This window comes from Candidatus Cloacimonadota bacterium (assembly GCA_016932035.1).
Taxonomy (GTDB): domain Bacteria; phylum Cloacimonadota; class Cloacimonadia; order JGIOTU-2; family JGIOTU-2; genus Celaenobacter.
On record JAFGDR010000040.1, the window covers coordinates 73105 to 99500 of the forward strand.

At 40.3% G+C, this 26396-nt stretch carries 24 protein-coding genes; 7 read left to right on the top strand and 17 right to left on the bottom strand.

Annotation, left to right across the window (positions count from 1 at the left end):
- Positions 1 to 14: 14 nt before the first annotated feature.
- Genes mce through JW794_07415 form a run of 5 tightly spaced genes read right to left on the bottom strand, consistent with a single transcriptional unit; the run spans position 15 to position 3328 of the window.
- Positions 15 to 413, bottom strand: coding sequence for a methylmalonyl-CoA epimerase (gene mce / locus JW794_07395; GenBank protein MBN2017933.1), 399 nt, complete (start codon positions 411 to 413; stop codon positions 15 to 17).
- A gap of 3 nt (positions 414 to 416) precedes the next feature.
- Positions 417 to 965, bottom strand: coding sequence for a 2-oxoacid:acceptor oxidoreductase family protein (locus JW794_07400; GenBank protein MBN2017934.1), 549 nt, complete (start codon positions 963 to 965; stop codon positions 417 to 419).
- 8 nt (positions 966 to 973) lie between these two features.
- Complete coding sequence (locus JW794_07405) at positions 974 to 1861, bottom strand: 2-oxoacid:ferredoxin oxidoreductase subunit beta (GenBank protein ID MBN2017935.1); 888 nt, start codon at positions 1859 to 1861, stop codon at positions 974 to 976.
- Positions 1858 to 3012, bottom strand: a complete 1155-nt coding sequence (locus tag JW794_07410; GenBank protein ID MBN2017936.1) for a 2-oxoacid:acceptor oxidoreductase subunit alpha — start codon at positions 3010 to 3012, stop codon at positions 1858 to 1860. The genes JW794_07405 and JW794_07410 overlap by 4 nt, the downstream gene beginning before the upstream one ends.
- Entirely contained in the window at positions 2999 to 3328 is a 330-nt protein-coding gene (locus JW794_07415) for a 4Fe-4S binding protein (GenBank protein ID MBN2017937.1), read from the bottom strand. The genes JW794_07410 and JW794_07415 overlap by 14 nt, the downstream gene beginning before the upstream one ends.
- Before the next feature lie 187 nt (positions 3329 to 3515).
- Here JW794_07415 and JW794_07420 point away from each other — a divergent pair, with 187 nt between their 5' ends.
- Both JW794_07420 and JW794_07425 read left to right on the top strand, forming a co-directional pair.
- A complete protein-coding gene (locus JW794_07420) occupies positions 3516 to 4814 on the top strand; it encodes an outer membrane protein transport protein (protein ID MBN2017938.1) in 1299 nt (432 codons plus the stop codon).
- Between the two features lie 154 nt (positions 4815 to 4968).
- A complete protein-coding gene (locus tag JW794_07425; GenBank protein MBN2017939.1) occupies positions 4969 to 5385 on the top strand; it encodes an RDD family protein in 417 nt (138 codons plus the stop codon).
- Positions 5386 to 5443: 58 nt separating this feature from the next.
- On the opposite strand, the gene JW794_07430 is transcribed toward JW794_07425, so the two are convergent.
- From JW794_07430 to JW794_07485, 12 genes are all read right to left on the bottom strand, one after another.
- Positions 5444 to 6898, bottom strand: coding sequence for an NADP-dependent malic enzyme (locus JW794_07430; GenBank protein ID MBN2017940.1), 1455 nt, complete (start codon positions 6896 to 6898; stop codon positions 5444 to 5446).
- A gap of 35 nt (positions 6899 to 6933) precedes the next feature.
- Positions 6934 to 8064, bottom strand: a complete 1131-nt coding sequence (locus JW794_07435; GenBank protein ID MBN2017941.1) for an efflux RND transporter periplasmic adaptor subunit — start codon at positions 8062 to 8064, stop codon at positions 6934 to 6936.
- 11 nt (positions 8065 to 8075) lie between these two features.
- Positions 8076 to 9317 carry a TolC family protein gene (locus tag JW794_07440; protein ID MBN2017942.1) on the bottom strand — a complete coding sequence of 414 codons (1242 nt, stop codon included), beginning with the start codon at positions 9315 to 9317 and terminating at the stop codon, positions 8076 to 8078.
- Positions 9318 to 9341: 24 nt separating this feature from the next.
- Entirely contained in the window at positions 9342 to 9914 is a 573-nt protein-coding gene (locus JW794_07445) for a hypothetical protein (protein MBN2017943.1), read from the bottom strand.
- The gene (locus JW794_07450; GenBank protein MBN2017944.1) at positions 9914 to 10663 is read right to left on the bottom strand and encodes a TPM domain-containing protein; all 750 of its coding nucleotides are present in this window, start codon (positions 10661 to 10663) and stop codon (positions 9914 to 9916) included. Before JW794_07450 ends, JW794_07445 begins: the two co-directional genes overlap by 1 nt.
- Positions 10664 to 10872: 209 nt before the next feature.
- Positions 10873 to 11094: a hypothetical protein gene (locus JW794_07455; GenBank protein ID MBN2017945.1), complete on the bottom strand. Its 222-nt coding sequence runs from the start codon at positions 11092 to 11094 to the stop codon at positions 10873 to 10875.
- Complete coding sequence (locus JW794_07460; GenBank protein ID MBN2017946.1) at positions 11058 to 11783, bottom strand: CPBP family intramembrane metalloprotease; 726 nt, start codon at positions 11781 to 11783, stop codon at positions 11058 to 11060. The genes JW794_07455 and JW794_07460 overlap by 37 nt, the downstream gene beginning before the upstream one ends.
- Before the next feature lie 280 nt (positions 11784 to 12063).
- Entirely contained in the window at positions 12064 to 14031 is a 1968-nt protein-coding gene (locus JW794_07465) for a hypothetical protein (GenBank protein ID MBN2017947.1), read from the bottom strand.
- A 130-nt stretch (positions 14032 to 14161) separates the two neighbouring features.
- Entirely contained in the window at positions 14162 to 16219 is a 2058-nt protein-coding gene (locus JW794_07470; GenBank protein MBN2017948.1) for a T9SS type A sorting domain-containing protein, read from the bottom strand.
- Between the two features lie 16 nt (positions 16220 to 16235).
- Positions 16236 to 16427 (bottom strand): hypothetical protein, encoded by a 192-nt coding sequence (locus JW794_07475; GenBank protein MBN2017949.1) that lies wholly within the window; start codon positions 16425 to 16427, stop codon positions 16236 to 16238.
- A gap of 59 nt (positions 16428 to 16486) precedes the next feature.
- On the bottom strand, positions 16487 to 18271 hold the full coding sequence (locus JW794_07480) for a hypothetical protein (protein MBN2017950.1): 1785 nt from the start codon (positions 18269 to 18271) through the stop codon (positions 16487 to 16489).
- Positions 18262 to 19239, bottom strand: a complete 978-nt coding sequence (locus tag JW794_07485) for an NAD-dependent epimerase/dehydratase family protein (GenBank protein ID MBN2017951.1) — start codon at positions 19237 to 19239, stop codon at positions 18262 to 18264. Before JW794_07485 ends, JW794_07480 begins: the two co-directional genes overlap by 10 nt.
- A gap of 136 nt (positions 19240 to 19375) precedes the next feature.
- Here JW794_07485 and JW794_07490 point away from each other — a divergent pair, with 136 nt between their 5' ends.
- The 5 genes from JW794_07490 (at position 19376) to sucD (ending at position 26388) form a co-directional block, all read left to right on the top strand.
- Positions 19376 to 21871, top strand: coding sequence for a T9SS type A sorting domain-containing protein (locus JW794_07490; protein MBN2017952.1), 2496 nt, complete (start codon positions 19376 to 19378; stop codon positions 21869 to 21871).
- A gap of 228 nt (positions 21872 to 22099) precedes the next feature.
- On the top strand, positions 22100 to 22726 hold the full coding sequence (locus tag JW794_07495) for a TetR/AcrR family transcriptional regulator (GenBank protein ID MBN2017953.1): 627 nt from the start codon (positions 22100 to 22102) through the stop codon (positions 22724 to 22726).
- 1 nt (position 22727) lies between these two features.
- On the top strand, positions 22728 to 24146 hold the full coding sequence (locus JW794_07500; protein ID MBN2017954.1) for a T9SS type A sorting domain-containing protein: 1419 nt from the start codon (positions 22728 to 22730) through the stop codon (positions 24144 to 24146).
- A gap of 200 nt (positions 24147 to 24346) precedes the next feature.
- Positions 24347 to 25516, top strand: coding sequence for an ADP-forming succinate--CoA ligase subunit beta (gene sucC, locus JW794_07505; protein ID MBN2017955.1), 1170 nt, complete (start codon positions 24347 to 24349; stop codon positions 25514 to 25516).
- Between the two features lie 2 nt (positions 25517 to 25518).
- The gene (gene sucD / locus JW794_07510) at positions 25519 to 26388 is read left to right on the top strand and encodes a succinate--CoA ligase subunit alpha (protein ID MBN2017956.1); all 870 of its coding nucleotides are present in this window, start codon (positions 25519 to 25521) and stop codon (positions 26386 to 26388) included.
- Positions 26389 to 26396: the final 8 nt, after the last annotated feature.

Below are 26396 nucleotides of genomic sequence, written 5' to 3' on the forward strand. Positions count from 1 at the left end.
TATCTCCTTGGCTCTTATGCTTCCATGCAAAGTTCCAGCAGAACTCCGCTGGTTGATTTTGGATGAACAAAAGCAATCTTTGAACCATGAGCACCATCACGTGGTGTTGTATCGATCATACGAACGCCTTGCTTTTCATACTCATGCAATGCTTTTTCGATGTCATCAACGCTGACAGCGAGATGATGAATGCCGGGTCTATTCTTCTCGAGAAATTTTGCAATCGGGCTCTCGTCAGAGGTCGGCTGTAACAGTTCGATATGACTTTCACCAATCTGGATCATTGCCACTTCCACTTTCTGTGACTCGACAATTTCTCTTCCAACTACCGAAAATCCGAGATCCTTATATGTTTCGATCGCTGCATCAAGATCGGGTACAGCGATACCGATATGATTTATTTTTTCTATCATAATTTATTTTCCTCTTTCCTTTAAATATTTATCTGCAAGAGATACTCCCACGGCAACCGCTTCCATGTTCATCTCAACATAACGTTCCTTGACCCTATTCTTAATTGCTTCTTTCAATGAATTCATTTTTACAATACTGGTAATCCGGCACAAGTAAGCAAGAGAAATAATATTTGTTACGATTGCTTTCTTGAATTTTTCGATTGCAATATCTGTAAAAGGCACACCGATCGATTTGCCTTCAATTGGATTAACTTTTATGGCTGAGGAATCATAGAAAAGGTATCCCGTACATTTCAGGTTCGGAAGGAATTTGTCGGCTGACTCTTGTGTCAGGCAAAGAAGAATATCCAGATCTACGGCACGAGGAAAAAAGATAATTTCATCACTGATGATAACATCTGCACGGCTTGATCCACCCCGGGATTCAGGTCCGTAACTTTGTGATTGCAAAACTTTTTTACCATCTTTGATCGCTGCCTCGGCAAGGATAATGCCAGCAAGGATCAATCCCTGTCCACCGCTTCCACTTAATCTAATTTCATGTTTCACATCTGCTCCTAAACTTCACACTCTTGAGATGTCGGTTTTGACGTCTTGCCGGATTCTTTAACCTGAATTGGTTTCGATACCCGATCCACCAATGCTTGATATTGATCGATGAACTCTGGTTTCTCGATATCATAGAGAATGCCGCGAATGATCTTACCCTGCCGTTTATCTTCGGGGAGTTTATCGTACGCCTCCCTCATCAATGTGCCGTCACGCTGCATTTCAAGCATTTTGACTGGTGAGGAAGTATTATTCATCTTTCCATAAGAAACCGGACATTGTGATATGACCTCGACGACCGAACAACCCTTTTTCATTAATGCTTTCTCAAAGATGGTTCTCGTTTCTGTGGTATGATAGGCAGTACTTCGTGCAACAAAAGATGCTCCAGCACATTTCGCAAGTTCGCAGATATCAAAATTAGGTTCAATGGATCCATAGGGTGCTGTGGTTGCGAATTTACCGATAGGTGTGGTCGGCGAGCACTGTCCGCCTGTCATGCCGTAAATATTATTATTGATCACAATGATCGTAAGATCGATATTTCTACGTGCAGCATGAATGAAATGATTTCCTCCAATCGCTGTCGCATCTCCATCACCTGTAATAACGATCACTTTCAATTCGGGCTTTGCCATTTTGATGCCTGTTGCAAAAGCGATCGCTCGTCCGTGGGTTGTATGAAGTGTATTGAAGTCAACATACACGGGCATTCTGCTCGAACACCCAATACCGGATACCATTGCGATATCATCTTTTTCAAGTCCCAAATTATAGATTGCACGGAGCAGGTCACCAAGAATGATGCCGTTACCACAGCCTGCGCACCACACATGGGGAAACTTCTTATCGTGCCTGAGATATTGATGAATTACTTTTTGCGGAATATTTCTCATGCGACCTCCGCAATCTTTTGTAGGATTTCTTCTGGTGTGATGACCAGTCCGTTATATTTCTGAATGCGGTAAAAACGGTTATGCTGACCGTATTTCGTAACTCGTTTCACTTCATTGATGAGCTGTCCCTGGTTCATCTCCGCAATGATGACAGCTTTTGTCGACTCGAGCATATCTTCGACATCCTGATCCGGGAAAGGCCAGATAGTCAATGGACGGATGAGTCCAACCTTTATCCCCTTTTTTCGTGCCTGAAGAATAGCTTCTTTGGCTGAACGAGCAACAACACCAGCAGCAAAGATCGCAATCTCGGCATCTTCCATGTAGAAGGGCTCTATCTGTATGAGGTCATCCAAATTGTCTGTGATCTTCTTAAGAAGACGATCCATCATATCTTTAGCTTCATCGTGTCTATTGGTCGGGAAACCGCTTTCATCATGTGTCAGTCCTGTAATATGGAATCGGTATCCTTCACCAAAACTGGCAACAGGTGAAATGTACTTCGGGTTATTTTTATAATGCTTATACCATTCAGGAGGAACATTCGGTTTTATCCTTCGTATGATCTTCAGCTTATCTTTTGCAGGAAGTACAACCGATTCTCTCATGTGAGCAAGCACCTCATCCATAAGAAGAATGACCGGTGTACGATATTTTTCTGCAAGATTGAATGCTCTGATCGTCAATTCATAACATTCTAAAATCGAGTCGGGATAGAGTGCGATCACTGGATGATCACCGTGCGTTCCCCAGCGTGCCTGCATGATATCACCCTGCGCTGGACTCGTGGGTAAACCTGTGCTTGGACCACCACGCTGCACATCGACGATCACACAGGGTATCTCTGCTTCCATACCAAAACCGATATTTTCCTGCATCAAAGAGAAACCAGGACCGCTGGTTGCTGTCATTGCTTTCAAACCGGCAATGCTTGCACCGAGAACCGATGCGATACTGCCAATCTCATCTTCCATTTGAATAAATTTATCTCCTCTTTTGGGGAGTTCTTCTGATAAAATTTCTGCTATTTCCGTTGAAGGAGTAATGGGGTAACCTCCAAAGAATTGCACACCTGCATCGAGTGCGCCAAGTGCCACAGCTGCATTCCCCTGGAGTAATATTGGCTTTCCTGCATGCCTATCTGTTGACATTCTTTCTCCTTTCGCTCTTGGCAGCACCAGTTATTGCATAATCAGGACACAGCATATCACAGCGTTCACAGTGTACACACTTATCGGGATTTTTTACATACGGTGCGCCATCGTCTCTAAGACCTAATGTTCCAGTAGGACAAAAGGCAACGCAGATGCCGCATTTTTTACACCATTCATAGTAAATATGCACCGGCGTCTCTCGATAATCGCCGGCATCATCTACCATCGAATCTTTAACTTTCACCTTTTCAATAGTGTCAGCTTCCTGAACAGATTCTTTAACAAATTTACCTTGAGAATTCTTTTTTACCATAATGACTTGTTGCAACAAACTCCTATGAGCTTGTCAAATATTAGTACCTTTTTTTATTTACCTTATTTTTTCATATTTTCTCTATAATTAAAATTGAGGATATAGTATAATAATTCTAAATTAGTTGACAAATAATTCCCTGTTTTTTGCTTTCAAAAAACCTAATCAAATATTGAAAGGAGTAGGTATGAAAAAAGGACTCTTAGTTCTTGCAATGATAACAATATTCGCAGTATCATCACTTATTGCGAATGGATTAAGCTTAAACAGCCTTGGTCCGAGGGCATTAGGAATGGGTGGTGCAATGGTCGGTCTGGCAGATGACCCCACCGCTATCTACTGGAATCCTGCAGGTCTTGCAGGTCAAAATTCCTCTCTCCTTATATTCGGAACTGATGTGATACCTTATGCTTCATATAAAAATGCAACATACGGTATTGATGCAAAAGCAAAAGTAAACAATTATATTAGCCCAAATCTATTCTTCAATTACAATCTTGGTAAATTAGCATTAGGGCTAGGTGCCTATGTTCCCGCAGGTCTTGGTACTGAATGGGATGGAAAAGACTTAGTAGTTTTTAATGGTCCTAATCCAATACCAGTTGTAATACCAGGTGACACCATTTATGTGGACAATCCCTATGCTGGGAAAGCATTTAAATGGAAAAGCAAAATTGCAGTTTTTGATTTCAGTCCAAACCTTGCATATAAAATCAGTGACATGATATCTGTTGGTGCTGGCTTAAATGCTTATTACGGAATGATGGAGCTAGAAAGAGCTGAAGATTTAGTCAACCTTCTTGCACAATTCGGATTAGATCATGATGGATTGCTTGATACTCAAGTAGATTATAAAATCAACGGATGGGGTTTTGGTGGTTTAGCTGGAATCAAAATTTGCCCAATGGATAATTTAAGTATTGGATTTACGTATAAAACACCCGTTAACGTTAATTTCAGCGGTGATGGACATATTGGCGAAAATGCTATAACTGTGGATAAATTAGAGATTGAATGGCCAATGTGGCTTGGGGGAGGAATTTCATTCAATATTACAGATAAGTGGCTTATTTCTTTCGATGCACAATATTCAAACTGGAAATCACTTAAAGAATTATATGCTAATATCAAATTACCTGATGGTTCAACAAAAGTTGATACAATGTATTTAGATTGGAAAGATGCAACTCAAATACGTGTCGGTACAGAATATATGCTTAATGAACAACTAACTATTAGGGCGGGTTACTACTATGATCCAGCTCCTGCTCCAGATGAAACACTCAACATTCTCTTCCCATCATCAACTAATAATGTAATTACTGGTGGTTTAGGTTATGTAATAAACAAATTTAAAGTAGATTTTGGTATTGAATATCTTATGGGAAAAGAACGTGATGTTGCTCAGGCAGAACATAATATGCCAGGTATACATAAACTAGATGTTCTAGCATTTAGTCTTGGTGTTTGCATAGGTTTAATGTAAATTCACTTATATTTCTTTCGGCTCGTGTAATTGTTGCTCGAGCCGTTTTTTTATTTGACAAAATTCTCTTAGTAAACCTGTTTGGTATAAAATAAATCGGGACAGATTGAGATCATATTCATAGGAATTTTGATTGGGGTTTCCCGGAGTGAAGATGAGTCCAACAAAGTATGCAAGCATATTTCGACGGGCAGCAGCACTAGTCCTCGACCTGCCCTTTATTATCATTCTATACTATTTTTGCGACTCAGTTTGTATTTTCCTGCGCGATGCATGGGGAACGCTGTTTGGCACCAACATCAGTATGTATATCATCTTCATCGTTGTATATTTCTGCGCTTTTGAATGTTCATCTCTTAAAGGGACTATTGGTAAGATGCTTATTGGCATCCAGGTTTGTAAACAAAATCCAAATAAAAAAATATCCTTTGCAACCGCTCTTCTACGATTTTTCATAAAAGTTCTATCCCTTCCGATACTTCCTATTGTAGTACTTCTGATTATCATTACAAAAAAACATCAGGGATTACATGACCTTATTGCAGAAACGGTTGTGATCAATGAACAATAAATAATACGGCTCAAGAATTCTCTTAAGCCGTATTATGTTATATATAGGAAATTACGAGTTATTGAACCTGCCCGACTGCCCAGTCCAAGGCATCTTGAAGCATTTGCTGTTCCGGTGAACTAATATAGCCATTCTCGGTGAGTGATGTTGTCAGATTACGTGCATATTCAATATCCCTTTTTGCAATATTGAATGCTTCTTCACGAGTCAATGTGATTCTGGCAACACCGTCTATGATCGCCTGCATTGCGACATCAGCAGCTTCTTCCGGGAATACATTCGCTTCGTCCATTGTCGGCACAATATTATTAGGATCTATACCACGTTTTTCTGCATAATTCGCAAGTGAATATGCGGCAGCAATAGCCATCTCATCCGTAACTTTTTTTGCACGGACCATGAGTGCTCCTTTGAGGATACCCGGGAATCCAAGTGAGTTATTGACCTGGTTCGGGAAATCACCCCGTCCGGTAGCAACGATGAATGCGCCAGCTTCTTTTGCTGCATACGGATAGATCTCAGGCACCGGATTTGCACAGGTAAACACAATAGATTTGTCTGCCATTGAGCTGATCCATTCTGGTTTTACCGTATCTGGTCCCGGTTTTGAAAGTGCGATCAGTACGTCTGCACCTTTGCATGCCTCTGCAAAATCATTGATCCTGTTTGGATTTGTTTTTTCGCAGAGCTCCCATTTTCGATAGAAACGCGTATCAGCCTTGATATCCTCTCTTCCTGCATGCAATCCGCCCTTTGAATCAAACATGATTAACTTTTTAGGGTCACCACCGGCAGCAATAATGATTCTAGCAATGGTTGTATTGGATGCGCCTGCCCCAAGCATCGTGATACGAACATCGGAAAGTTCTTTCCCTGCAAGTTTCAGTGCATTGATAAGACCGGCAAGTGTCACACATGCAGTGCCCTGTGCATCATCGTGCCAGACCGGGATATCACACTCTTCTCGAAGTGTATCCAGAACTTTATAACAATTGGGCTGTGAAATATCTTCGAGATTGATTGCACCAAAACTCGGTTGGCACATCTTCACAAAATCGATGATCTTGTCAGGATCGTGCTCGCCTTTGTCATTATAACTGTCTACACACAATGCAACAGCATCAACACCTCCCAGATATTTCATAAGAAATGCCTTTCCTTCCATCACTCCGAGTCCTCCCGGAGGAGTACAATCGCCATCACCAAGCACACGCGTGGAATCACTGACAACTGCGACGAGATTACCCCTATTCGATAGTTCAAAAGACGCGTCATTATCATCGCGAATTGTCGTTGAGATCTTCGATACACCAGGGGTATACCAAACATTGAACCAGTTAAAACCAAAAACCGCTGCTTTTGGCACGGTCTGGATCTTTCCATTGTAAAAGCGGTGTGAGAGTTCAGCGAGTTTTTTCAGGAAAAATGTTTTAGCTTTAGCTTTCTGTTCTTCGGTGAAGTCGTCTGGAAAGACTTCATCCAGATTTTTCAGTGAGAATTCGACTTTTTTCATCAGTTGTGTTCCTCCACATCCATATTTATAAATTATTAATGCATTCTGAATCTACGACCAAAATTCTGCTCACCTTGATTCGGATTATATTTTTCAACAAGAGAGACCGTATCACCTTCTGCCACACCTTCGATAATTTCAACCTTCTGCAAGTCGTTGATGCCAGTCTTCACTATTGATGGTGTTATAAGTGTATCCAATGTAACGACATAGACAACGTCATTTCCATTATCATCCTGGAATATTGCCTGGATCGGAACGGTAACCACACCTTTTCGCGTCTGCCCGATAATCGTAACATTTGCACTCATGCCGGGACGTAAGTCTATAAGTTCATCATCGATGGACACCTTCACCTCGAATATGCGGATATTATTATTACCGACAGTTGCCATCGGAGAAATATGTATGATCTTACCCTTGAATTTCTTATCAGGGAATGCATCGATCGTTATCTTTGCTTCTCTACCAAGTGCCACTTTGCCGATATCGACTTCATTGATATCAGTGAGAATGATCATCTGCGAAAGGTCTGCGATCGTTATGAGAACAGTTCCACCTGAATAGGATTCACTGGACACGACCATTTCACCCTCTTCAACATCTTTGTGTATGATCATCCCGGATACCGGAGCGGTGACTTTGAGATTCTTCTCAGTAATGCCCACTTCTTCTACCAATTGATGCTGCTCGAGTGCAGAGTCATAATCGATTTGAGCTAATTTCAAGGCATTTTGAGCATCACGCCAAACCTCATCGGATATAAGACTTTTATTATAGAGTTCTTTACTGGATTCATAATCTTTTTTTGCATTCTCAAGGTTGATCTCAGTAGTTTTCAGGTTGCTTTTGATGCGTGAAAGTGTTTGCGCCTGCGACATATCGGGCTCGATCTCAGCAATAATATCCCCTTCATAGATATACTGTCCTTCTTCAACGTACATTTTAATAATACGACCACTCAGTTTGGACTTCACATTCACTTCTTTTACGGGTCTGATCTCACCCACTTCATCGAGAATGATAGAAATATCATCAAGCTTTGCTATCGCAGTAGGAGTTTTTTTCTGCTCTGCTTCCGGTGCTGTCTTCTTTTTCCCAAATAGTGAAAACGCAACCACAGCAACAATGATAATTATGATTATGATCCAAATAAATTTTTTCATACCTGCCTTCTTTAATACCTGTTTAAAAGTTTATCATTATTTATAAGATGAATATTTTCCTGTGCCATGATCAGCAAATAGTATTGGCTGATCCTGTTGCTCATACTCTGGAAACGCTCCTGGCGTGCATTTTCAAGTTCCGTCAGATCTGCTTGCCCGAGACGATATTTCTCGTTCACCAGGTTGAAGTGCATCTCGGAAAGAGCTTCCTGCTTCTGAGCAAGTTCATAACTCTGCTGAAGTTGGTTATAGTATTTTACTGCCTGCAAGAAATCCTGCTGCTCCTGTTTCTTTGTATGTTCATAAAGCAGTTTTGCTTGTTTATAACTGTAGTGCGACGTCTTATTCGAAGGAAGATTAGTCAGTGGATTCAGAAGCGGGTAGGAAAGGGCAATCGTATATTGGATTGGAGAACTTTTTGAATTAAAATCGAAGAGTCCACCTTTTTCCCAGTCGAGAGATTTATTCACGGAAAAGCTCAGGGTCGGGATGAACTCAAGCCAGTTCTGAATGTAGTTCATTTTGGATTGCTTTAAGCTTTCTTTGTAGGAGTTGACCGAAAGGTTGTTGTCTATATCAAGACTGTATTTCTGGTCCTGCATAATTTCATAGTCGATATCATCAAATGTGTAACTGTCTTTGTAATCAACACTTATCATGAAACAGAGATCCATCTTGCTGTTCTCGAAATTATAATTATTTTTAAGGGAATCGATCTGAGCCCGTGATAGGTCTATCTCTGCCTGCCTCATGTCAATTTCGGATACTTTACCGTAATCCCGTAGTGTTTTGGTTTCATCATAGTTCATCTGTGCTATTTTCAGTGCCATTTTCGATACATCAAAAAGCTTTTCCTGTAGAAGAACATTCAGATATGAGGAAATAATATTGTAGATCAGATTCTTGCGGGTGATCTCGAGATCGATCTTGCTTTTCTTCAGCGACGAAAGACCATTTGTGATGCTGAAGTAACGGTAGTCATCACTATAAATGGTTTCTGAAATATTGATACTTCCTGATTTTGTTGTCGTACCTGCTGCTTCTGTTTGTGAGATTGAATAGTTAGCATTGGGAAGAATGTCCAGAACAGATGAATATAAACTCTGTTTGGACTTTTTCATCGAATAGGTTTGATTGGTGATGTCATAGGAGTTTTCCAAACCAATCTGGATAACCTTGTCGATGGTAAAACTTTCTGCAAAAGCTGTGCCTGCAAAGACAAGCATCAAAGCGCATAGAAATATTTTTTTCATGGAGACCTCTCTTGTCTATTTTCTTTAGAAGATTATAAGCAAAATCAGGTTTAAAAAACCAAAAAGCAATCCGAAAAAAGCCCCTATGATTACTAATGGTTTCGTGAGATAATATTTTGCTTTATCTTCGATAAATTTCATTTTTTCATCAGATAAGAGATCGAAAACTTTCTCTTTGACCTGATATTTTTCGGCTAAGTCAGGAATAAAATTCCTGAACAGTTCTTTTAAAAAAAAATCGGTTGTGACCTCAAGGAAAGAAAAAACCGGTTTATATATAAATGGAGGAAGATTCTGAAGGAAGGATTTCTCTTCGAGCCAATGCTGGATCTTTTTCTGAGTATCAAGAAGGAATTCTTCCTTTTTTACATTCACTGCACCGCCAGGGAAACGCTCTATATAGGTTTCATATTTCTCAGTAACAATTTTTGCTATTTTATTCCTGAGGAATACAAGTATTCCAACAATTGGTAGTTCTTTCCCAAAGACTTTTGGCTTTTTCCTCGGATGGAAAAAGATCAGGAAAAGGAAATAGAAAAAACCAATTCCCCACAGAATATTAAGAATAAAAATGATAATAATAAGATACCAGGGCATTAGAAACCTCTACCGACTCCTCCCCCACCACTCATACCTCCGCCAAACCCTCCAAAGCCTCCGAATCCACCGCTGCCGCTACTCCAGCTTCCGCCAGAACTTCTACCTCCCCGCATTCCTCCAAGAAAGAGAAATGGCAGGAATCCCATGCGACTGCCGAAGATCAACATAAGGACTATAAATCCTATAATAAATTTAATAACACGTCTTGGATCATCTTGCCCATCTATGGGATATGGTCCTTCTGGAACTCCATCGAATTGCACACCATAATGCCTGCCAATGACAGAGGCAAGCGCAAGATACCCTTGCAATACACCCTGGTTCCAGTTGTTATTCCTGAGATAAGGAACCATATACGTATCTGCGATCTCGCCTGCAAGTCCGTCCGTAATAAAACCTTCAGCGCCATAGCCAACTTCAATCTTCAATTTCCGTTCATCGATAGCAACAAGGATAAGGCAGCCTTCGTCATCTTTTGAGCCAACTCCCCACGTTGCATATAATTTATTAGCATACGTATAATAATCCTCACCTTGCAGATCTTTTACGATTGCTACTGCAAGCTCGAAGCCGGTTTTTTGCTTGATCTCAAGCGCAAGGCTGTTGAGCTGCTGTACGGTACTGCTCGAAAGCACACCCGCAAAATCATTCACCCATTGTGTCGGTGTGGGATACGTGACTTTCGCTGATATCAGAAGAGGTATGAGTAGCAGTAAACCGATGAGAACTATTGATCTTTTTTTCATTTAACGTATATACTTTTTTTATAATTTGGTTTTACAAAAAATGAAGCTGAAAAATTTACGTCAACTATTATATTGGATTTGCCATGACAGGCATTCATTATAACAAGTATATGTAAACAATCAAACTGCTCTTTATGCTGTTTGTAAGCTGATACAATGACAAGATATTCTATTTATTTTTATCCAATAATTATTTCCCCAGATCCTTATCAATATCGATACACAGTCGCATTATCTTCGGGAAGTTTTCTCCACATTTTATCTGTTATGATAACAACGATAGCCGCAACATCGATCAGAATGCTCAATATGATCATGAAAGATGATCCGTTCATTCCAGCGGGAAAAGAGAGCACGGTAGCAGTGGAATTGAAAGAGGTATGAAGTAGTGTTGTCAAAAGCAGACTGCCCTTTGAATGATTGATAACCATGTAATGAGAAACGTTATCCCAATATTATAATAAAATCTCACGATGAATCCATCGATCCCGCCAGCATAAATTCCACTGAGATGTAACGGCAGATGCCAGACAGTCCATATTATTCCAAGAATAAGTGTTGCAACAAGCGGTGAGTATCGATACTGCAATCGTGGAAGGGCAAATCCTCTCCATCCGATCTCTTCCCGTAAAGGTCCCCTGACAAGAGTAACATATCCACATGCAATGAACACTGAAGACACACCCCCGAAAGACAGTTGAGGAATAAGTTCACGTAATGAAATACCGGCATGCAACGTACAGATAATTGCCGTTAACACGATGAATATGGGAATCATTATGAGGACTACGATATACGATTTCAAATTTACTCTACCAATATAGAGTTTGTTCAAGAGTTCCTTAATCCCTTTTCGGGGATGTAGTCCTCCGCTTATGATAAACGCAGTGATACCTGCATTGATTAAAACGAGCAGCAGCAGGAAAATGGATGCGGATGCCCTGATGTGCAGGTACAATACTATCAGAGCTGCAGTGATTAGGGCTGCGATGGAAAAAACTACCCAGTACTTTTTCCTATCTGTTTTTACAGGTTCCGGTTTTATAATTTGTGAAATGATCATGGCAGCAAATGCTGGTCCGGTACCGCCTATTGCCATAAGAAGAATCTCAGTAGCCATATCCTTGATCGTTACAAACAGCGGTATGAAAAAAATTAACCACGTAATAATGAAGGTCAGTACAAAGTATGATATCAACTGATATTTTTTGATGAAACCATTAAGTAAGCCATGCAGTCACACCTTTCGCACGAAATCAGTTTCGTTTTTTTATTATTTTTTGTAACGTGGTTTTACTAACCAGAACCGATGCTTTTACGTCAATATTATTACATGAACATTGAACGATAAAAAAAGTCCGCATCAAAAGACACGGACTGAATGAATGAAGAAGAAAATATTAACGGACGATCAACATTTTTCCTATTGGCGATATCATAGAACCAGTTAGTTTATAGAAATAAATACCATTCGCAACATCACTCCCAGCAGCGTTCTTGCCATCCCAGTCCGCATAACCACTTTGAGGTATTTCACGCGTTAATGATAGCAATCGCACAAACTGACCTTTTGTATTGTAGATTACGACCTCAGCATCTTCCGGGATTATTCTTTTACTGCTGAACGAAATCCTTGTTGAAATTCCGAATGGGTTTGGATAATTTTCGCATATGATTTGATGTTGCTCGGATTCCGGATTTGTACCAAGAAAACTGAAATCCATTTGAACGATACATTCGTTTATCTGACCACCAGTACATGGTCCCTGTCCCTGAATATATGAACCAAAATCATTGTCATCCATATACATAATGACAAATTTCCCATCACTATCATCGACATCCCGAATGACCTTTTGAGTATATGGATAAACAGTAATTTGGTCCGCAAAATTATAATTTGGATTATAAATATCAGTAAGGTAAAGCGGCTCCGACCAGGTTTCTCCATTATCATTGGATGCGGAAATCGCAATGAGCGGATGGTTAAGATATTCATCATAACCGGGAATGCCGTTCAAGGCAAAGTAGTGATACGTACAGTCTGTCCAGAGCTGCATCATCCATTCATTGTCTAAAGAAAAGGATTGTGCCTGTACACTGCCCCACGGATAAGGAGTATCATAGAAATAATGACCTTGAACATATTGGAGAAGCGTATCACTCGTTACAGGATCGATTCCCCAAGGTACATCATGTCCAGAACCACCAGTATCCATCCACGGAAAAGCAGGTACATTTCTAAAGATAAATTCATCACCGTCCCATACAAATTCTGCCTGAGGGAGAAATTCTATCTGAAAATAATAGTATCCATCGGCATCTTCCATGGTATATTCCTGCAAATAAGGAAAATGAACATTTCCCTCATTATCGATGATCGCTGTACTCTTATATCCGCCGGCTCGTGTGTAGAGTTTATCAGGTATGTCTCCATTGGGGAGTTCGAACTGCGGCAGATTATCAACGTCGTAAAATGCTGATCCTGGACCATCGTCATGTAAATTCGCAGTATCCCAGGTGGCACCATAATCGAAGGACTCCCAGACAAATGCACCCTCCTGTACGGGCATATTACCCAGATCTCCTTCTAACCAAAATGCTAATCCGATAATTGCCACATGGCCTGGATTTACATAGTCTATTGCAAAGGATGCACTCGGTCGGCACGACACGTCACGCCAGCTATATAAGGGACACACTTCAGTCCAGTTTGCTTGATTGATAAGCAAATCGAGATCCACAGGTTGGACATTTTCAATATCAAGATAGAGAATGCGTATATCTTCACACGGATGATCAAAATTATCGTGAGTAGCATTATATGATATATGATAGTATCGTATCCAATCATCACCAAACGGTGACGGTCCTCTATGAATTTGAGGCCAGATATACTCATCCGGTGGTGTTGAATAAAAAATGCCTTTGGGCCAAGGTTCGATTGCATCTGGATTATGGTAAGTTATAACGCATACAGTCTCTAAATCAAGCTCATGCCACGTAACAATTGGGCGTCCGCTTGCCGGGTGTATGTTTATATCTCCATAACCTTGATAATGATTGGGAGGTGAGAAGGGTCCAAGACTATTTACAGTGCCATTAGCATTTAATAAAGCACCGTATTGTAAACGATTGGAATCAAATGTTTCTTTTGCCATAAATGTTAGATATGTTCCATCACCACATTCAGTTTGAGGTGCTATCGGGTATGTATTCAAGCCACCGGGCAGATAATCATAATACGATGTCATGATCGTTGTGGGATAGGTAAGGAATTGGTATTGGGGAACTTGATTGTTCTCAGCAATTACAAGCTGTGAGCTCAAAAATAATATCACAGCAAACATAAAAATCACTCTTTTCATGGTTCCTCCTTTGAGAATACTATTCCCAAATTGTATCGCATATCAAATACGTATTATTTAATAATTCTTGTCAAATAAAAAAGTCCGCATTTTTCAATGCGGACTTGTAATCGAAATATTGCTCTTTACATTACCTTGTTAAGATCATCTTTCCGACAGAGTTTTTTGACCCTGAAAGTTTATAGAAGTAGATACCATTTGTGACATTATGACCGGTATCAGCTTTTCCGTTCCACTCAGCATAACCACTTTGTGGGCTTTCAATTGTCAGATCGAGTGTTCTTACGAGTTGGCCTTTTGTATTATAAATATGTACTTCTGACTGCTGATCGAATCCCTGCTTGCTGCTGAACGAAATCCTTGTTGATGCAGCAAATGGATTGGGATAGTTATTCATTTTCACTATATTGACAACCGGGTCATCAGTACTCCACAGCGTAAAATCGATCTGGATCCTGCATTCGGTGATCTGGCCACCATTAAATTGACCCTGCCCCTGGATGTAAGAACCGAATGAATTATCATCCAGGTAGAAGAGAGTTACTTCTCCCCAATTATCACCAATATCTTTTATGTTATGAGAAATGTAGGGATAGACAGTTATCTGGTTAGAGAAATCAAAATCAGGATAATAAATATCAGTCAGTTCGATTGGTTCTGACCAGTTCTCACCGTTATCGATTGATGCAGAAAGGTACAGTATCGGGTGTTCGGCATATGCTTGATAATCAGGATCACCATCTTCTGCAAGCTGGACATAGGTGCCGTCAGCCCAGAGCTGAAGCATCCAGTTATTTTCAAGATTGATTGCTTGTTTTTGTGCATTTTCATGGAATATGTTTGAATCACCGGGATATTTCGAGAATCCAACTGTATAAATGTACATAGTATCTGCGCGGATCTCACCCCAGGGTACATCATGCCCGGAACCCCCTTCATCCATAAAGGGGAATGCCGGCACATTTCTGTATTCGAACTCAACACCATCCCAAACCAGTTCTGCCTGTGGAAGGAAGTGGTTGAAATAGTAGCTTGATCCATCTTCTGTATATCCGTAGGATTGCATATACGGAAAGTGAAGATCTCCATTGGAGTCAAAGGTTGCAGTGCTGTGGTAAGCAGTTGCACCCACTTCGAGATTAGGAAGAATAGTTCCTGACTGGTTTGTGAATTGTGGAAGATTTGCTACAGTGTAGAAATAATCTGTCGGTCCATCGGAATGTAGGTTATCCGTGCTCCAGGTTTCTCCATAATCGAAGGATTCCCACACAAATGCACCTTCATCTACGGGCATATCTTCTAAATCTCCGGAAAGCCATGCGGCACATCCTATAAATGCAACATGTCCTGGAATTGTTGGATCAACAGCAAATGATTGGAATGGGCGGCAATCCTTATCTCTCCATGAGGTAAAAACTGTTGTCTGATTCCAATTCGCTGTATTCATGATGGTTGAGAAATCTGCATACAGGGTATTTTCAATATCTGCGTAAAGAATGCGTACATCTTCACAGGGATTTCCGAAGGGATCGTCTGCTGCATTATTAGAAAGGAGATAAATTCGAATATAATTATCACCCATTGGAGAAGCACCCTTATACAAATAAGGCCAGCAGTATTGATCCGGAGGTGTGTTATAGAAAATCACAGAGGTTGACCAGAATCCCGGGATATTCAGCAGAGCATAGTCATCATAGGTGAAGGGAAGTTTGGGGTCTGTGCCAAAATCCTCATGCCATGTTGCGAAACAGTTACCGGATGCAGGATGAACCACAATGCTTCCGTAGCCCTGATAATAATCATAGGTTGAGATCGTCCCCCATGCCTCAGGAGTGTTACCATTTCCATAGTAAGCATAGTATTGACGTCTGTTTGCAGTAGTGGTTGGTCTTCCGAAAAAACCGAGATAGGTCCCGGAACCATTGCCGGTTTGAACATCGATTGGGTAGCTACAATAACTCCCCGGCATGTAGTCATAATAGGATGTCATAATATCATTTGGGTAAACGATAAAATCATAGTCCGGCACCGGATAATTATCTCTTGCACCTGTGTACGTTTTCATTTTGTTGATATCATAATTTTGAACAGGCTGCGGCTCGTTGCCGCTTGGTCGCATGATATCAGTTGCATTCAGTGATGCTGCTACCAGGAGCAGCACAGCGAACAAAGTAGTAATTTTTTTCACGTGAACCTCCTTTTGGTTAACGTTTGTTCATTTTAATAAAATATTCGATACTACGATCGTAGGTTCTTTCCTGCTCTTTTGTGAAATAACAGGCAGGAAGCTCTCCCCTTTTTCTGTGATAGGCAATGCATTCGCAGCACATACCTTTCTTGTCACACGGGTACGTGCAATTGCACATATGCATGTTTTCACTTTTTTTACATTCCATAGACGCTCCAAGAATTTTCAACACGACATACAATATTTCGTGTATTTCGTGGTTCCTAACTAATTAATGAAATTCCATTGAACACCAAAACCAACACCAAAGGGATTAACTTCATTGAGTCTGAACATAAAGTAATTTGAGTCAAGAATATTAAATATGTTTGTGAGTTTCAGGTAGATCATAAAACGCTTGATACTCAACCCAACTTCAGCATTGCAAAAGAGTTGATGGTCGATCTTCGTTCCTTCAATATCGAGGGTATTACCAAGGTATGATAGATCAGCATTGGCATAAATAAAATTTTTATGTGTAAAATGACGTTTATTTGTCCACTCGACCTTTGCTCTATATGCCGGATAATTTACCAGTGAATCAGGGCGTTGTGAAAACATCCCGGAAAATCGAAGATGAGAATCAATCGTCAGATAATTAAAAGCCAGTTCGCCAGAAAGATTTCCCCCATAAATATGATAGTTATCAAATTCTTTATAATATGGAGAATCAGCACTGGATGAAGAAAGCCACTGCCATTGACCGTCATTCCTGAACTCCTCATAAAATGCTCCAATTCTCAGCTTGAGAGGATTTGAATGTATATCTATTGTACCTTCCGTAAAGATGACTTTTGTTTTATTATTCAAAGCATATTGCCCGTCATAATAGAAGTTCTTCTCTTTCCTTCGGGCACCGACAGACAGTGAAGAATGAATGGATTCTGTGATTGGAATATCAAATATAAGCTCCGGCATGATAAATGTCGTGTCCGGTTTTTGTGAAAAGATCACATCATTGATGATCTTGATAGAATAGAAATCTGCAAAAATACCCGGTGAATTTATTTCCACCCGTACCAAATAGTCATGCAGCCAACCATCATAATACACATTATCCATATCCTGCACATCTGCTCTCAATAGAAGTTTTGTGGCATATTCTTCCATCGGCAGATTGATACCGATATTAAATTGGTATCTGTTCAGCGTATTCTTGAACTGTCCTGTAACATTCTCCCGGTTATACTGATGGAGAAAAGATACATTGAATATCTTATCAAATAAGCTTGCTGATGCGATATTGCTGATATTCTCTGTTTTTTGAAAGTATTTTTGGGCAGTACCCGGATATTCCGGATTGAAAACATTATACGTTTCAAGCGCTGAGAACATTTTAAAGAATGAATATGAAAAGGTGTGAGATGAAAAGCTCTTTGTGAGTAGATTTTTCTGAACATGAAAAACGAAATTATCAAAATAACTCTTCTTTCCCCATGGACTCGTGTGTTCCCCACTATGAGCATAGAGCTGAAGATCAGCAAGTTCCAGAAATCTATTCTTAATAAATCCGATCCGCTTATCTTCGTTATTGTAATCTCCGTTTCCATATTGCACATCTGTAAGAAGAGCTCTGATGGAGTTTTGTAATGGTGAAAGGTTATAATTATCATTTCTTTGCTGAAGAACAAAATAGTTCAAAAGCGGATAGAATTGCTTCTTTGGTTGTGCATAATTATCCAGCCGGACATTCAAGAAATCAATCGAGCCCTCATGATCAGGTACAACATATCGATTATTCCCAAAAGAGTAGTACTCATCAGTTAAAAAGGATTTTGTTTCATATGAAAAGAATGTATCCTGTAGAGAAACGATATATTCTTCGAGTTCTTCGATCGGCATGATGTCGAGGGTATCTGTTTTTGCTGTTGTGATGGTACTTTTCAGAGAATCGATAGACGTGGAGTCAGGAATAAAGATCCTTTTCTCTTTTCCGGGTTTTGCTTCCTGTGCATAAAGGGAAAAAGCACATACAAGTAAAACCACTAATAAAATATATTTTTTCAAATCCATTGATGTTCCTTATACCATTGATAGGTTCTGTTAACTCCCTCTTGCAATGAAAACTGCGGTTCATACCCGAGAAGGTTCTTTGCCTTCTGTATGCTGCACAGCCAGTAGCATTGCTTCATTTCTTTGACTTTTTGCACATTAACAATTGCTTGCCTGTGTGTGATATATTTTAACCCCTCGTTCGCGATGGCAAGTAAGTAACTTAGGAAAATAGGGATATGTACCGTAACTGCTTTTCTGCCAACTGCTTTCTCAACCGCTGTAATAAAATCTTTAAGAGCATAAATATTCCCATCACCTGCGAAAAAGATCTGGTCGTCTGCTTCAATACTCGCTGCGGCTTCGATGATCATGTTTACAAGATCATCAATATAAACAAGACTGAGATACTTTTTCTTGAATCCGGCAAGGGGTGCGATGTGTTTTTGTACCATCTTAAAGTATTGTAAAAAATCCATATCATACGGTCCATATACACTTGGCGGACGAATAATAACCCACGGTACCGAGCACTCTTCCCGTATAACCTTCTCAGCTTCCAGCTTGCTCTTACCATAATATGAAACAGGGTTACAGACAGAAGTCTCGGTTTTTGGATCTAAGCCATCGGCTGGACCTGCGGCAGCTTGTGTGCTGAGAAAAATAAATTTTTGGATATTGGTTCCTTCAATCGCTCGGAGCACATTCCTTGTTATACCGACATTCGCATCATAATAACGTTTTTCAGAGATCTCACGAACTTTTGCTGCAATATGAAAAATAATATCCTGATCTTTACATGCATCCCGAACTGATGGAACAGAATGATAGTCTGCATAGGTGAAGGTTACCGGCAAATCCTCAAGCGATTTTAGGTTCGATGTTTTTCTGACAAGGCAGGTAACCTCGTACTGCTTTTTCAGTAATGCACGTACAAGATTACTACCGACAAAACCATTTGCTCCGGTTACCAGTGCCTTCTTTTTCATGAGCATAGAAAGAAAATTCTGCTCATTTTTTGTCAATTGAAACTCCAGAAAGTTTATTCAAAAAAATTTGACAATAATTTGCCACAATTCAGTTTGCCTATAAATTATAGAAAAAACAACATTTGTGGAGATAGATATGAAAAATACTTTTTTATTTGTACTCGTTCTTGCACTTCTGATTTCAATACCGCTTTTTGCTGAAAAGGTAATCATTCGCATCGACAATCCGGGGCAAGCCATTGCTTCTTATTTTCTAGATAATGGTTATGATATAGCATCATATTTCCCCGGAAAATATATCGATATTATGATCGCAGAAGAGAAACTTCCTGAGATTACAGCTCTTGGATATGATTTTAAGATCACGAATACCGAATCTGCATGGAAACAGAATCTCGTCACACGAGCTAAAGATATTTATGGATACCGTACTTACGACGATCTCGAAACCGAACTCCTTCAGCTTGCATTTTTAAATCCTTCACTCATTACATTCTCAACGATCGGAGAATCACGTGGAAAATACTACTCAACCTGGGGAAACACGAACTATGATGACTACCAGCACGATATTTTCTGCCTGAAGCTCTCGGATAACGTGGGAGTTAATGAGGATGAAGTAAATATCATCTTTGACGGAGGACATCATGCAAGAGAGCCTATTGGTGTCGAGCTGGTCATGCTGATCCTGAACTATCTTGTTGATAACTATGGTACTGATCCTGATGTGACCTATTGGGTAAATAATGCACAGATCTGGTTTGTTCCATTGGTAAATCCTGACGGGCATAAGATCGTGATCAATCAGGATGATACTTCATGGAGAAAAAATATCAGAGACAATGACCTGAACGGACAGATCACCTGGGGAGGATACTCCTATCCTGACGGTGTTGATCCAAACCGAAATTATGGACCTCTCGAATGGTTTGGCGGTGCAGGCACAAGCGGACCAACAGGTGAGACCTATTGCGGACCGGAACCGTTCTCTGAGCCGGAAACCAGCGCACTCAGAAATCTTCTCGCACAGTACAGATTTGATATTGGCATGTCCTATCATAGTTACAGTGAGCTCATCATGTGGCCACTTGGTTATAATATGTCATGCCAAGCGCCTGATGAAAGTGCAATGGCAAACCTTGGTCAGGAAATGGCTGTTACGGTTCCCTCACAATATGGCGGACACTATACACCCCAGCAGACAAATGCCCTTTATCCCTGCTCAGGTACAACAACTGACTACGGTTATGGAGTAGAAAGAATTTTCTATTTTATTACAGAACTTGGCACGACCTTTATTCCTGATGCGACAACAATGAACAACATAATCAACAATAATCTCTCAGCAGCCCTCATCCTGATCGAACGAATGTTTGATAGAGTTGTGACCGGTATTGTAACCGACAGTCTGTCCGGTGACCATCTCGAAGCAGAAGTTTTCGTGCATGGTGTGGATGATACGGGTACGGAGGTCGAATCTTATATGAGCGGTCAGCATTTTGGTCGTTACTATCGTATTCTGATCCCTAACACATATGACTTCACGTTCTCAGCTTTTGGATATGAACCAAAAACCATCGACGATGTTCAGGTTGTTACCGGTTCTCAAACCGAACTGGATGTTCAGCTCGTTCCAGCTCCCACAACAAACGTACATATCAATCTTGAAGATGAAAATGGATTGGCAATCCCCAATGCAGATGTATGCGTGCTTGATACCCCTCTTGATACTGTTTATACGAATACTACCGGTCATGCTTTGATAGAGGATGTTCCGTATGGAGACTACGATGTTCAGATCTCATCACCTGCTTTTGGTACATTCACCTATCAAATGGATGTTACACAATCACAATATATATTTAACTTTGTTATGGTCGAGCCCTTCTTTATCGACGATCTTGAACTCGGTGCAGGCAAGTGGACTACTACTGATGAATGGGGGTTGTGCTCCACTCAGAGTTATAGTGGGACCAATTCACTTACCGACAGTCCTGTAGGTGAATATGGTAATTACGAACTTTCTTATGCAACTCTTAATGAAGCAATTGATCTGACCAGCGCACTCTCTGCGCATGTTGAATTCATGACGAAATTTGAGATTGAATCTGGTTATGATTTTGTCTACTTCCAAATATCAACAAATGGTACGACCTGGACTGACCTAGACAGCTTCACGGGCAATCTTTCATCATGGCAGCTCAAGAGCTATGACCTCATTGATTATCTCGGTCAAACCGTTTACTTCAGATTTAAACTCGATACGGATACATACGTAACTGAAGATGGTATCTATATCGATGATTTTAAGATTTATCGATTTGAAAATAATTTCTCAAATGATGATCCTGCAATACAGAACATCTTTGCACTGTATCAGAACTATCCGAATCCCTTCAAAAATTCCACCCGTTTATCCTTCTCGCTTCCTGCAAATACAGAACAGGCAGAGATCTCTATCTACAACCTGCTCGGACAGCTTGTTGACAGGATCGAACTCACACCTGAAGATATTATGAACAGGAACATTACCTGGGATGCAGAAGGAAATGAAATCCCTTCCGGTGTGTATTTCTACAAACTCTCAACCGAGAAGAACGAAACGATCAAAAAAATGGTTTTAATGAAGTAACTCAACGCGAGCTACTTATACATGAAGAGGCGTACGAAAGTGCGTCTCTTTTTTTTATTATAAATGAAAGAATCAATTAAATTTTGTACATGTACTAAAAATAAAACTTGACAAAATTATTAATTCACATTCACCTATGGCAAAATTATATGAATGTTTTATGAATTTCGATGTATCGGTTATATATCAATAATTAGTACACGTCCTAAGAAAAGAAAGGATTTTTTTATGATCAAAGAAATGAAACAGCAGCTTATAAAAGATGCTATTGTCAACGAGACAAAAAAGCAATTCCTCGAAAAAGGGATTAATAAAACCACGCTCCGGGCTGTAGCAAAAGAACTCGGTATTGCGGTAGGTAATATTTACTATTATTTTAAATCAAAAGATGACATCTGCGGTATCATCTGGTGCGATTTCACCCATGAATATCTTGATCAGTTCGATGCACAGCTCGAAGCCGATGAACTAAAAACCAAATCAGGACTTAATAAACTGCGACACTATTATGAACACCTTTTCAATTATTTCGAGAATAATCCGCTTTATGCAGATATTATTGCATTCTCAATGGGAGAAAAACCACGCTACCTGAGATTGCCAAAAGAGATAAAAAAGATTGCAAAAATCGCACGAACACGTATCCAGAACACACTTGTTTCTCTCTACAATGAAGGGATCAAAGACGGCAGCATTAAAGCAGAGATACCCAATATATGGTACGAAGCATGGAGCTTTAATATTTCTTATGTTGCCATCATTATCAATATCATCCGTTACCATGAGATCGGAGAAGATGTATATGATTATTACGTAAGTATGTATATGAATAGATTAGCAAAAAACGGAGGTTAACATGCTACACAAAAGGGCTTGCTTGTTCATCCTTTGCATGACAAGTATTTTATTTGTTTTTACAACCGCCCAAGGGGAGATCATTTCTGTACCCGATGATTTCACAACCATTCAACAAGGCATCAACAATGCTGTTGACGGTGATACTATCCTCGTCAATCCGGGCACGTATTATGAAAACATTAATTTCTCAGGTAAGAACATTACACTCACAAGTCATTACATCTTTAGTAAGAACCCTGATTTTATTTTTGATACGGTCATCGATGGAAGTACGGCAACCAATCCGTATGAAACAAGCACCGTTATTTTTAAGAACAATGAGACAGAGCAGGCGATTCTGCAGGGATTTACTATCAAGGGTGGAAGTGGTACACGCTGGGTCGATCCGCAATATCCTGCTTGGACATGGTTCAGCGGGGGTGGTATTTTCATGTATATGGCTTCCCCCACCATAAAGAATAATCTCATTACCGAAAATATTATCGCTACTTCAGGCAGCTATGGTGGCTTATCTGGCGGAGGTTTACTCTGCTTCAGAGGAAACCCGGAAATATCGAACAATATTGTATCGCATAACGAAGCAGAATACGGTGGAGGTATTGTTGTCGACTATTCCGGTGCAATGATCAAAAACAACATCGTTGCGTATAATTCAGCAGGACTTTCCTATGGCGGAGGAGGATTCTATTGCATCAGGAATGACACTGAGCCGATCATTATCGAGAATAATACGATCGTGTATAATCATTCGGATTCCAATGGAGGTGGGATACGTATGTACAGCAGTTCGGGTTACATCAGAAATTGCATTGTTTGGGGTAATACACAGAATTCAGGAGGAACGGTTCATGGTGGCACAAACTCCACGATCTCCTACTGCGATATCGATGCTGTTATCTCAGGTATAGGTAATATTAATGAAGAGCCTGTCTTTGCCGATACACTCTTTCATCTTACCGAAGATTCTCCGTGCATTGATGCCGGTGATCCTGAATTCCTTTATTATGATAAAGAAGACACTGGCAACCCCGGTTTCGCTCTCTACCCCGCAATGGGTACCATAACAAATGATATGGGCGCTTATGGTGGACCGGGTTATTTTGTGCCACCCTTGAGTGATGATGATCCGCCAGTTATAGAAAACATGAACTTTAGAGTATTTCCTAATCCATTCAACAATTCAACAACAATATCAATGTCCATTTCTTGTCCTCTTGAATTTACAGAAGTTACAATATATAATATGAAAGGACAGCTTATTCAGAGATTACAATCTTCATTACTTCACGAGAATCCAATTGAAATAACCTGGAATGGAAGAAATAGTTCAAACAATATGATTGCACCTGGCGTATATTTTGTTCAGGCAAAAAGTAAAAATCATTTGTATACTCGAAAAATCCTTAAACTCGAATAATGATATATTTCGCGTGAACACACCCGGTCTGAGGAGGTCTTTTCAGGAAAAATCTCACTAAATGTGAGGAGGGATTTTTCATCATTCTATATAAAATAATACAAGAATCTGAAAAAAATACATATAATTTCCAAATCACTTGACAAGCAATATGCAGAGTTCTTACGAGCACACTAAATTTTTTAGATTGATAAAATCATATGAATATTCATGAATATCAAGCGAAACAGCTTTTAAAAAATTACGGTGTGACAATCCCCCACGGCAAGATGGCCGAAACTCCAGAGCAAGCATTAGAGGCAGCACGGGATATCGACAGTCAAAAATGGGTGGTCAAAGCACAGGTCCATGCAGGTGGTAGAGGAAAAGGCGGCGGTGTAAAAATCGCATCTTCGATTGAAGAGATTAACACCATTGCAGAGAACATGCTCGGCATGAAATTAGTCACTCACCAAACAGGTCCAAAAGGGATACTCGTTCAGAAGATCTATATAGAAGAAGTCGCCCCTATAAAGAAAGAATATTATCTTGGATTGGTTCTTGACCGTGGATCAGAAATGCCCGTGATGATCGCTTCGACCGAAGGTGGCATGGAAATCGAGAAAGTTGCCGCAGAATCCCCGGAAAAGATCATCAAAGTCATCATCGATCCGCTGATCGGTTTTAGAAATTTCCATAGCAATGCATTGGCTCATGGTCTTGGACTGGATAAAGAACAAGCACGTTCTTTATCAAAATTCACGAAAGCATTATACAAACTTTATAAAGAAAAAGATGCGAGTCTCATAGAGATCAATCCACTTGTGTTAAAATATGATAATACGTTCATAGCTCTGGATGCAAAGATCAACTTCGATGACAATGCTCTTTTCCGTCATCCAGATATCCTCGAGATGCGAGACCTTTCTGAGGAAGAACCTACAGAGTTGGAAGCAAGTAATTTCAATCTGAACTACATTAAACTCGACGGAAACGTGGGCTGTATGGTCAACGGTGCAGGCCTTGCGATGTCTACTATGGACATCATAAAGATCAAAGGTGGAGAACCTGCGAATTTCCTCGATGTCGGTGGAGATGCATCAGCAGAAACGGTCGCAAAAGGTTTCGAAATCATCCTGAGAGATAAGAATGTAAAAGCGATCTTTGTGAACATATTCGGTGGAATTGTCCGTTGTGACAGGATCGCCAATGGTATCCTCGATGCAGCAAAGAAAATAAATGTTGAAGTGCCAGTTGTGGTTCGACTTGATGGAACTAATGCAGAAATTGCTGCAGTTATCCTTAAAGAAGCACACATTTCAAACATCATCACTGCGTATGACCTCGCTGACGGTGCAGAAAAAGCAGTGAAAGCAGCTCAGGAGTTTTGATCATGGGAATTCTCGTAGGCAAACATTCAAAAGTAATTGTTCAGGGCTTCACCGGAAAAGAAGCAACCTTCCACGCACAGCAATGCATCGATTACGGCACTCATATTGTCGGCGGTGTTACTCCCGGGAAGGGTGGACAGATCCATCTTGACAGACCGGTTTTCAGCACAGTTAAAGATGCAGTCGAACATACCGGAGCTGACACATCGCTTATCCTTGTTCCGCCTTCTTTTGCAGCAGATGCTATCATGGAAGCTGCTGATGCAGGCATCAAAGTTATTGTCTGCATCTCTGAGGGAATCCCAACACAGGATGTCATGTACGCAAAAATGTATGTGACTAAAAAAGGTGCCGTTCTTATTGGACCGAATTGTCCGGGCATCATCACTGCTGGTGAGGCAAAGATCGGCATTATGCCGGGAAATATTTTTAAGAAAGGTAATGTCGGCGTTATATCAAAATCCGGCACACTTACCTATGAAGCTGCAAACCAGGTTGTTAAAGCTGGATTGGGTATCACCACTGCAATCGGCATAGGTGGTGATCCTATTATCGGATCAACATTTGTCGATCTGCTCAGAAGGTTTGAAGAAGATCCCGAAACTCATGCTGTGGTTATCATCGGCGAAATTGGCGGTGACCTAGAGATCCAAGCAGCTCATTTTATAAAGGAACACATGAAAAAACCGGTTGTAGCTTTTATCGCAGGACAGACCGCTCCAAAAGGAAAAAGAATGGGACATGCAGGAGCAATCATTGCAGGCAGCAAAGGAACCGCTCAGGAAAAAATGTCCGCCCTCGAAAAAGTAGGTGTTCGTGTTTGTAAATCTCCAGCAGATGTTGGAATGGCAACCAAAGAAGTTTTATCATAAGGAGTTTT

Excerpts from the sequence above, each read along its gene's own strand:
- JW794_07480 (MBN2017950.1), bottom strand. The coding sequence starts at position 18,271 with ATGGATTTGAAAAAATATATTTTATTAGTGGTTTTACTTGTATGTGCT.
- JW794_07420 (MBN2017938.1), top strand. The coding sequence starts at position 3,516 with ATGAAAAAAGGACTCTTAGTTCTTGCAATGATAACAATATTCGCAGTA.
- JW794_07435 (MBN2017941.1), bottom strand. The coding sequence starts at position 8,064 with ATGAAAAAATTTATTTGGATCATAATCATAATTATCATTGTTGCTGTG.
- JW794_07410 (MBN2017936.1), bottom strand. The coding sequence starts at position 3,012 with ATGTCAACAGATAGGCATGCAGGAAAGCCAATATTACTCCAGGGGAAT.
- JW794_07455 (MBN2017945.1), bottom strand. The coding sequence starts at position 11,094 with ATGGTTATCAATCATTCAAAGGGCAGTCTGCTTTTGACAACACTACTT.
- JW794_07460 (MBN2017946.1), bottom strand. The coding sequence starts at position 11,783 with ATGGCTACTGAGATTCTTCTTATGGCAATAGGCGGTACCGGACCAGCA.
- mce (MBN2017933.1), bottom strand. The coding sequence starts at position 413 with ATGATAGAAAAAATAAATCATATCGGTATCGCTGTACCCGATCTTGAT.
- JW794_07495 (MBN2017953.1), top strand. The coding sequence starts at position 22,100 with ATGATCAAAGAAATGAAACAGCAGCTTATAAAAGATGCTATTGTCAAC.
- JW794_07465 (MBN2017947.1), bottom strand. The coding sequence starts at position 14,031 with ATGAAAAGAGTGATTTTTATGTTTGCTGTGATATTATTTTTGAGCTCA.
- JW794_07485 (MBN2017951.1), bottom strand. The coding sequence starts at position 19,239 with ATGAAAAAGAAGGCACTGGTAACCGGAGCAAATGGTTTTGTCGGTAGT.
- sucC (MBN2017955.1), top strand. The coding sequence starts at position 24,347 with ATGAATATTCATGAATATCAAGCGAAACAGCTTTTAAAAAATTACGGT.
- JW794_07445 (MBN2017943.1), bottom strand. The coding sequence starts at position 9,914 with ATGCCCTGGTATCTTATTATTATCATTTTTATTCTTAATATTCTGTGG.
- JW794_07405 (MBN2017935.1), bottom strand. The coding sequence starts at position 1,861 with ATGAGAAATATTCCGCAAAAAGTAATTCATCAATATCTCAGGCACGAT.
- JW794_07440 (MBN2017942.1), bottom strand. The coding sequence starts at position 9,317 with ATGAAAAAAATATTTCTATGCGCTTTGATGCTTGTCTTTGCAGGCACA.
- JW794_07500 (MBN2017954.1), top strand. The coding sequence starts at position 22,728 with ATGCTACACAAAAGGGCTTGCTTGTTCATCCTTTGCATGACAAGTATT.
- JW794_07450 (MBN2017944.1), bottom strand. The coding sequence starts at position 10,663 with ATGAAAAAAAGATCAATAGTTCTCATCGGTTTACTGCTACTCATACCT.
- JW794_07430 (MBN2017940.1), bottom strand. The coding sequence starts at position 6,898 with ATGAAAAAAGTCGAATTCTCACTGAAAAATCTGGATGAAGTCTTTCCA.
- JW794_07415 (MBN2017937.1), bottom strand. The coding sequence starts at position 3,328 with ATGGTAAAAAAGAATTCTCAAGGTAAATTTGTTAAAGAATCTGTTCAG.
- JW794_07475 (MBN2017949.1), bottom strand. The coding sequence starts at position 16,427 with ATGGAATGTAAAAAAAGTGAAAACATGCATATGTGCAATTGCACGTAC.
- JW794_07425 (MBN2017939.1), top strand. The coding sequence starts at position 4,969 with ATGAGTCCAACAAAGTATGCAAGCATATTTCGACGGGCAGCAGCACTA.
- sucD (MBN2017956.1), top strand. The coding sequence starts at position 25,519 with ATGGGAATTCTCGTAGGCAAACATTCAAAAGTAATTGTTCAGGGCTTC.
- JW794_07490 (MBN2017952.1), top strand. The coding sequence starts at position 19,376 with ATGAAAAATACTTTTTTATTTGTACTCGTTCTTGCACTTCTGATTTCA.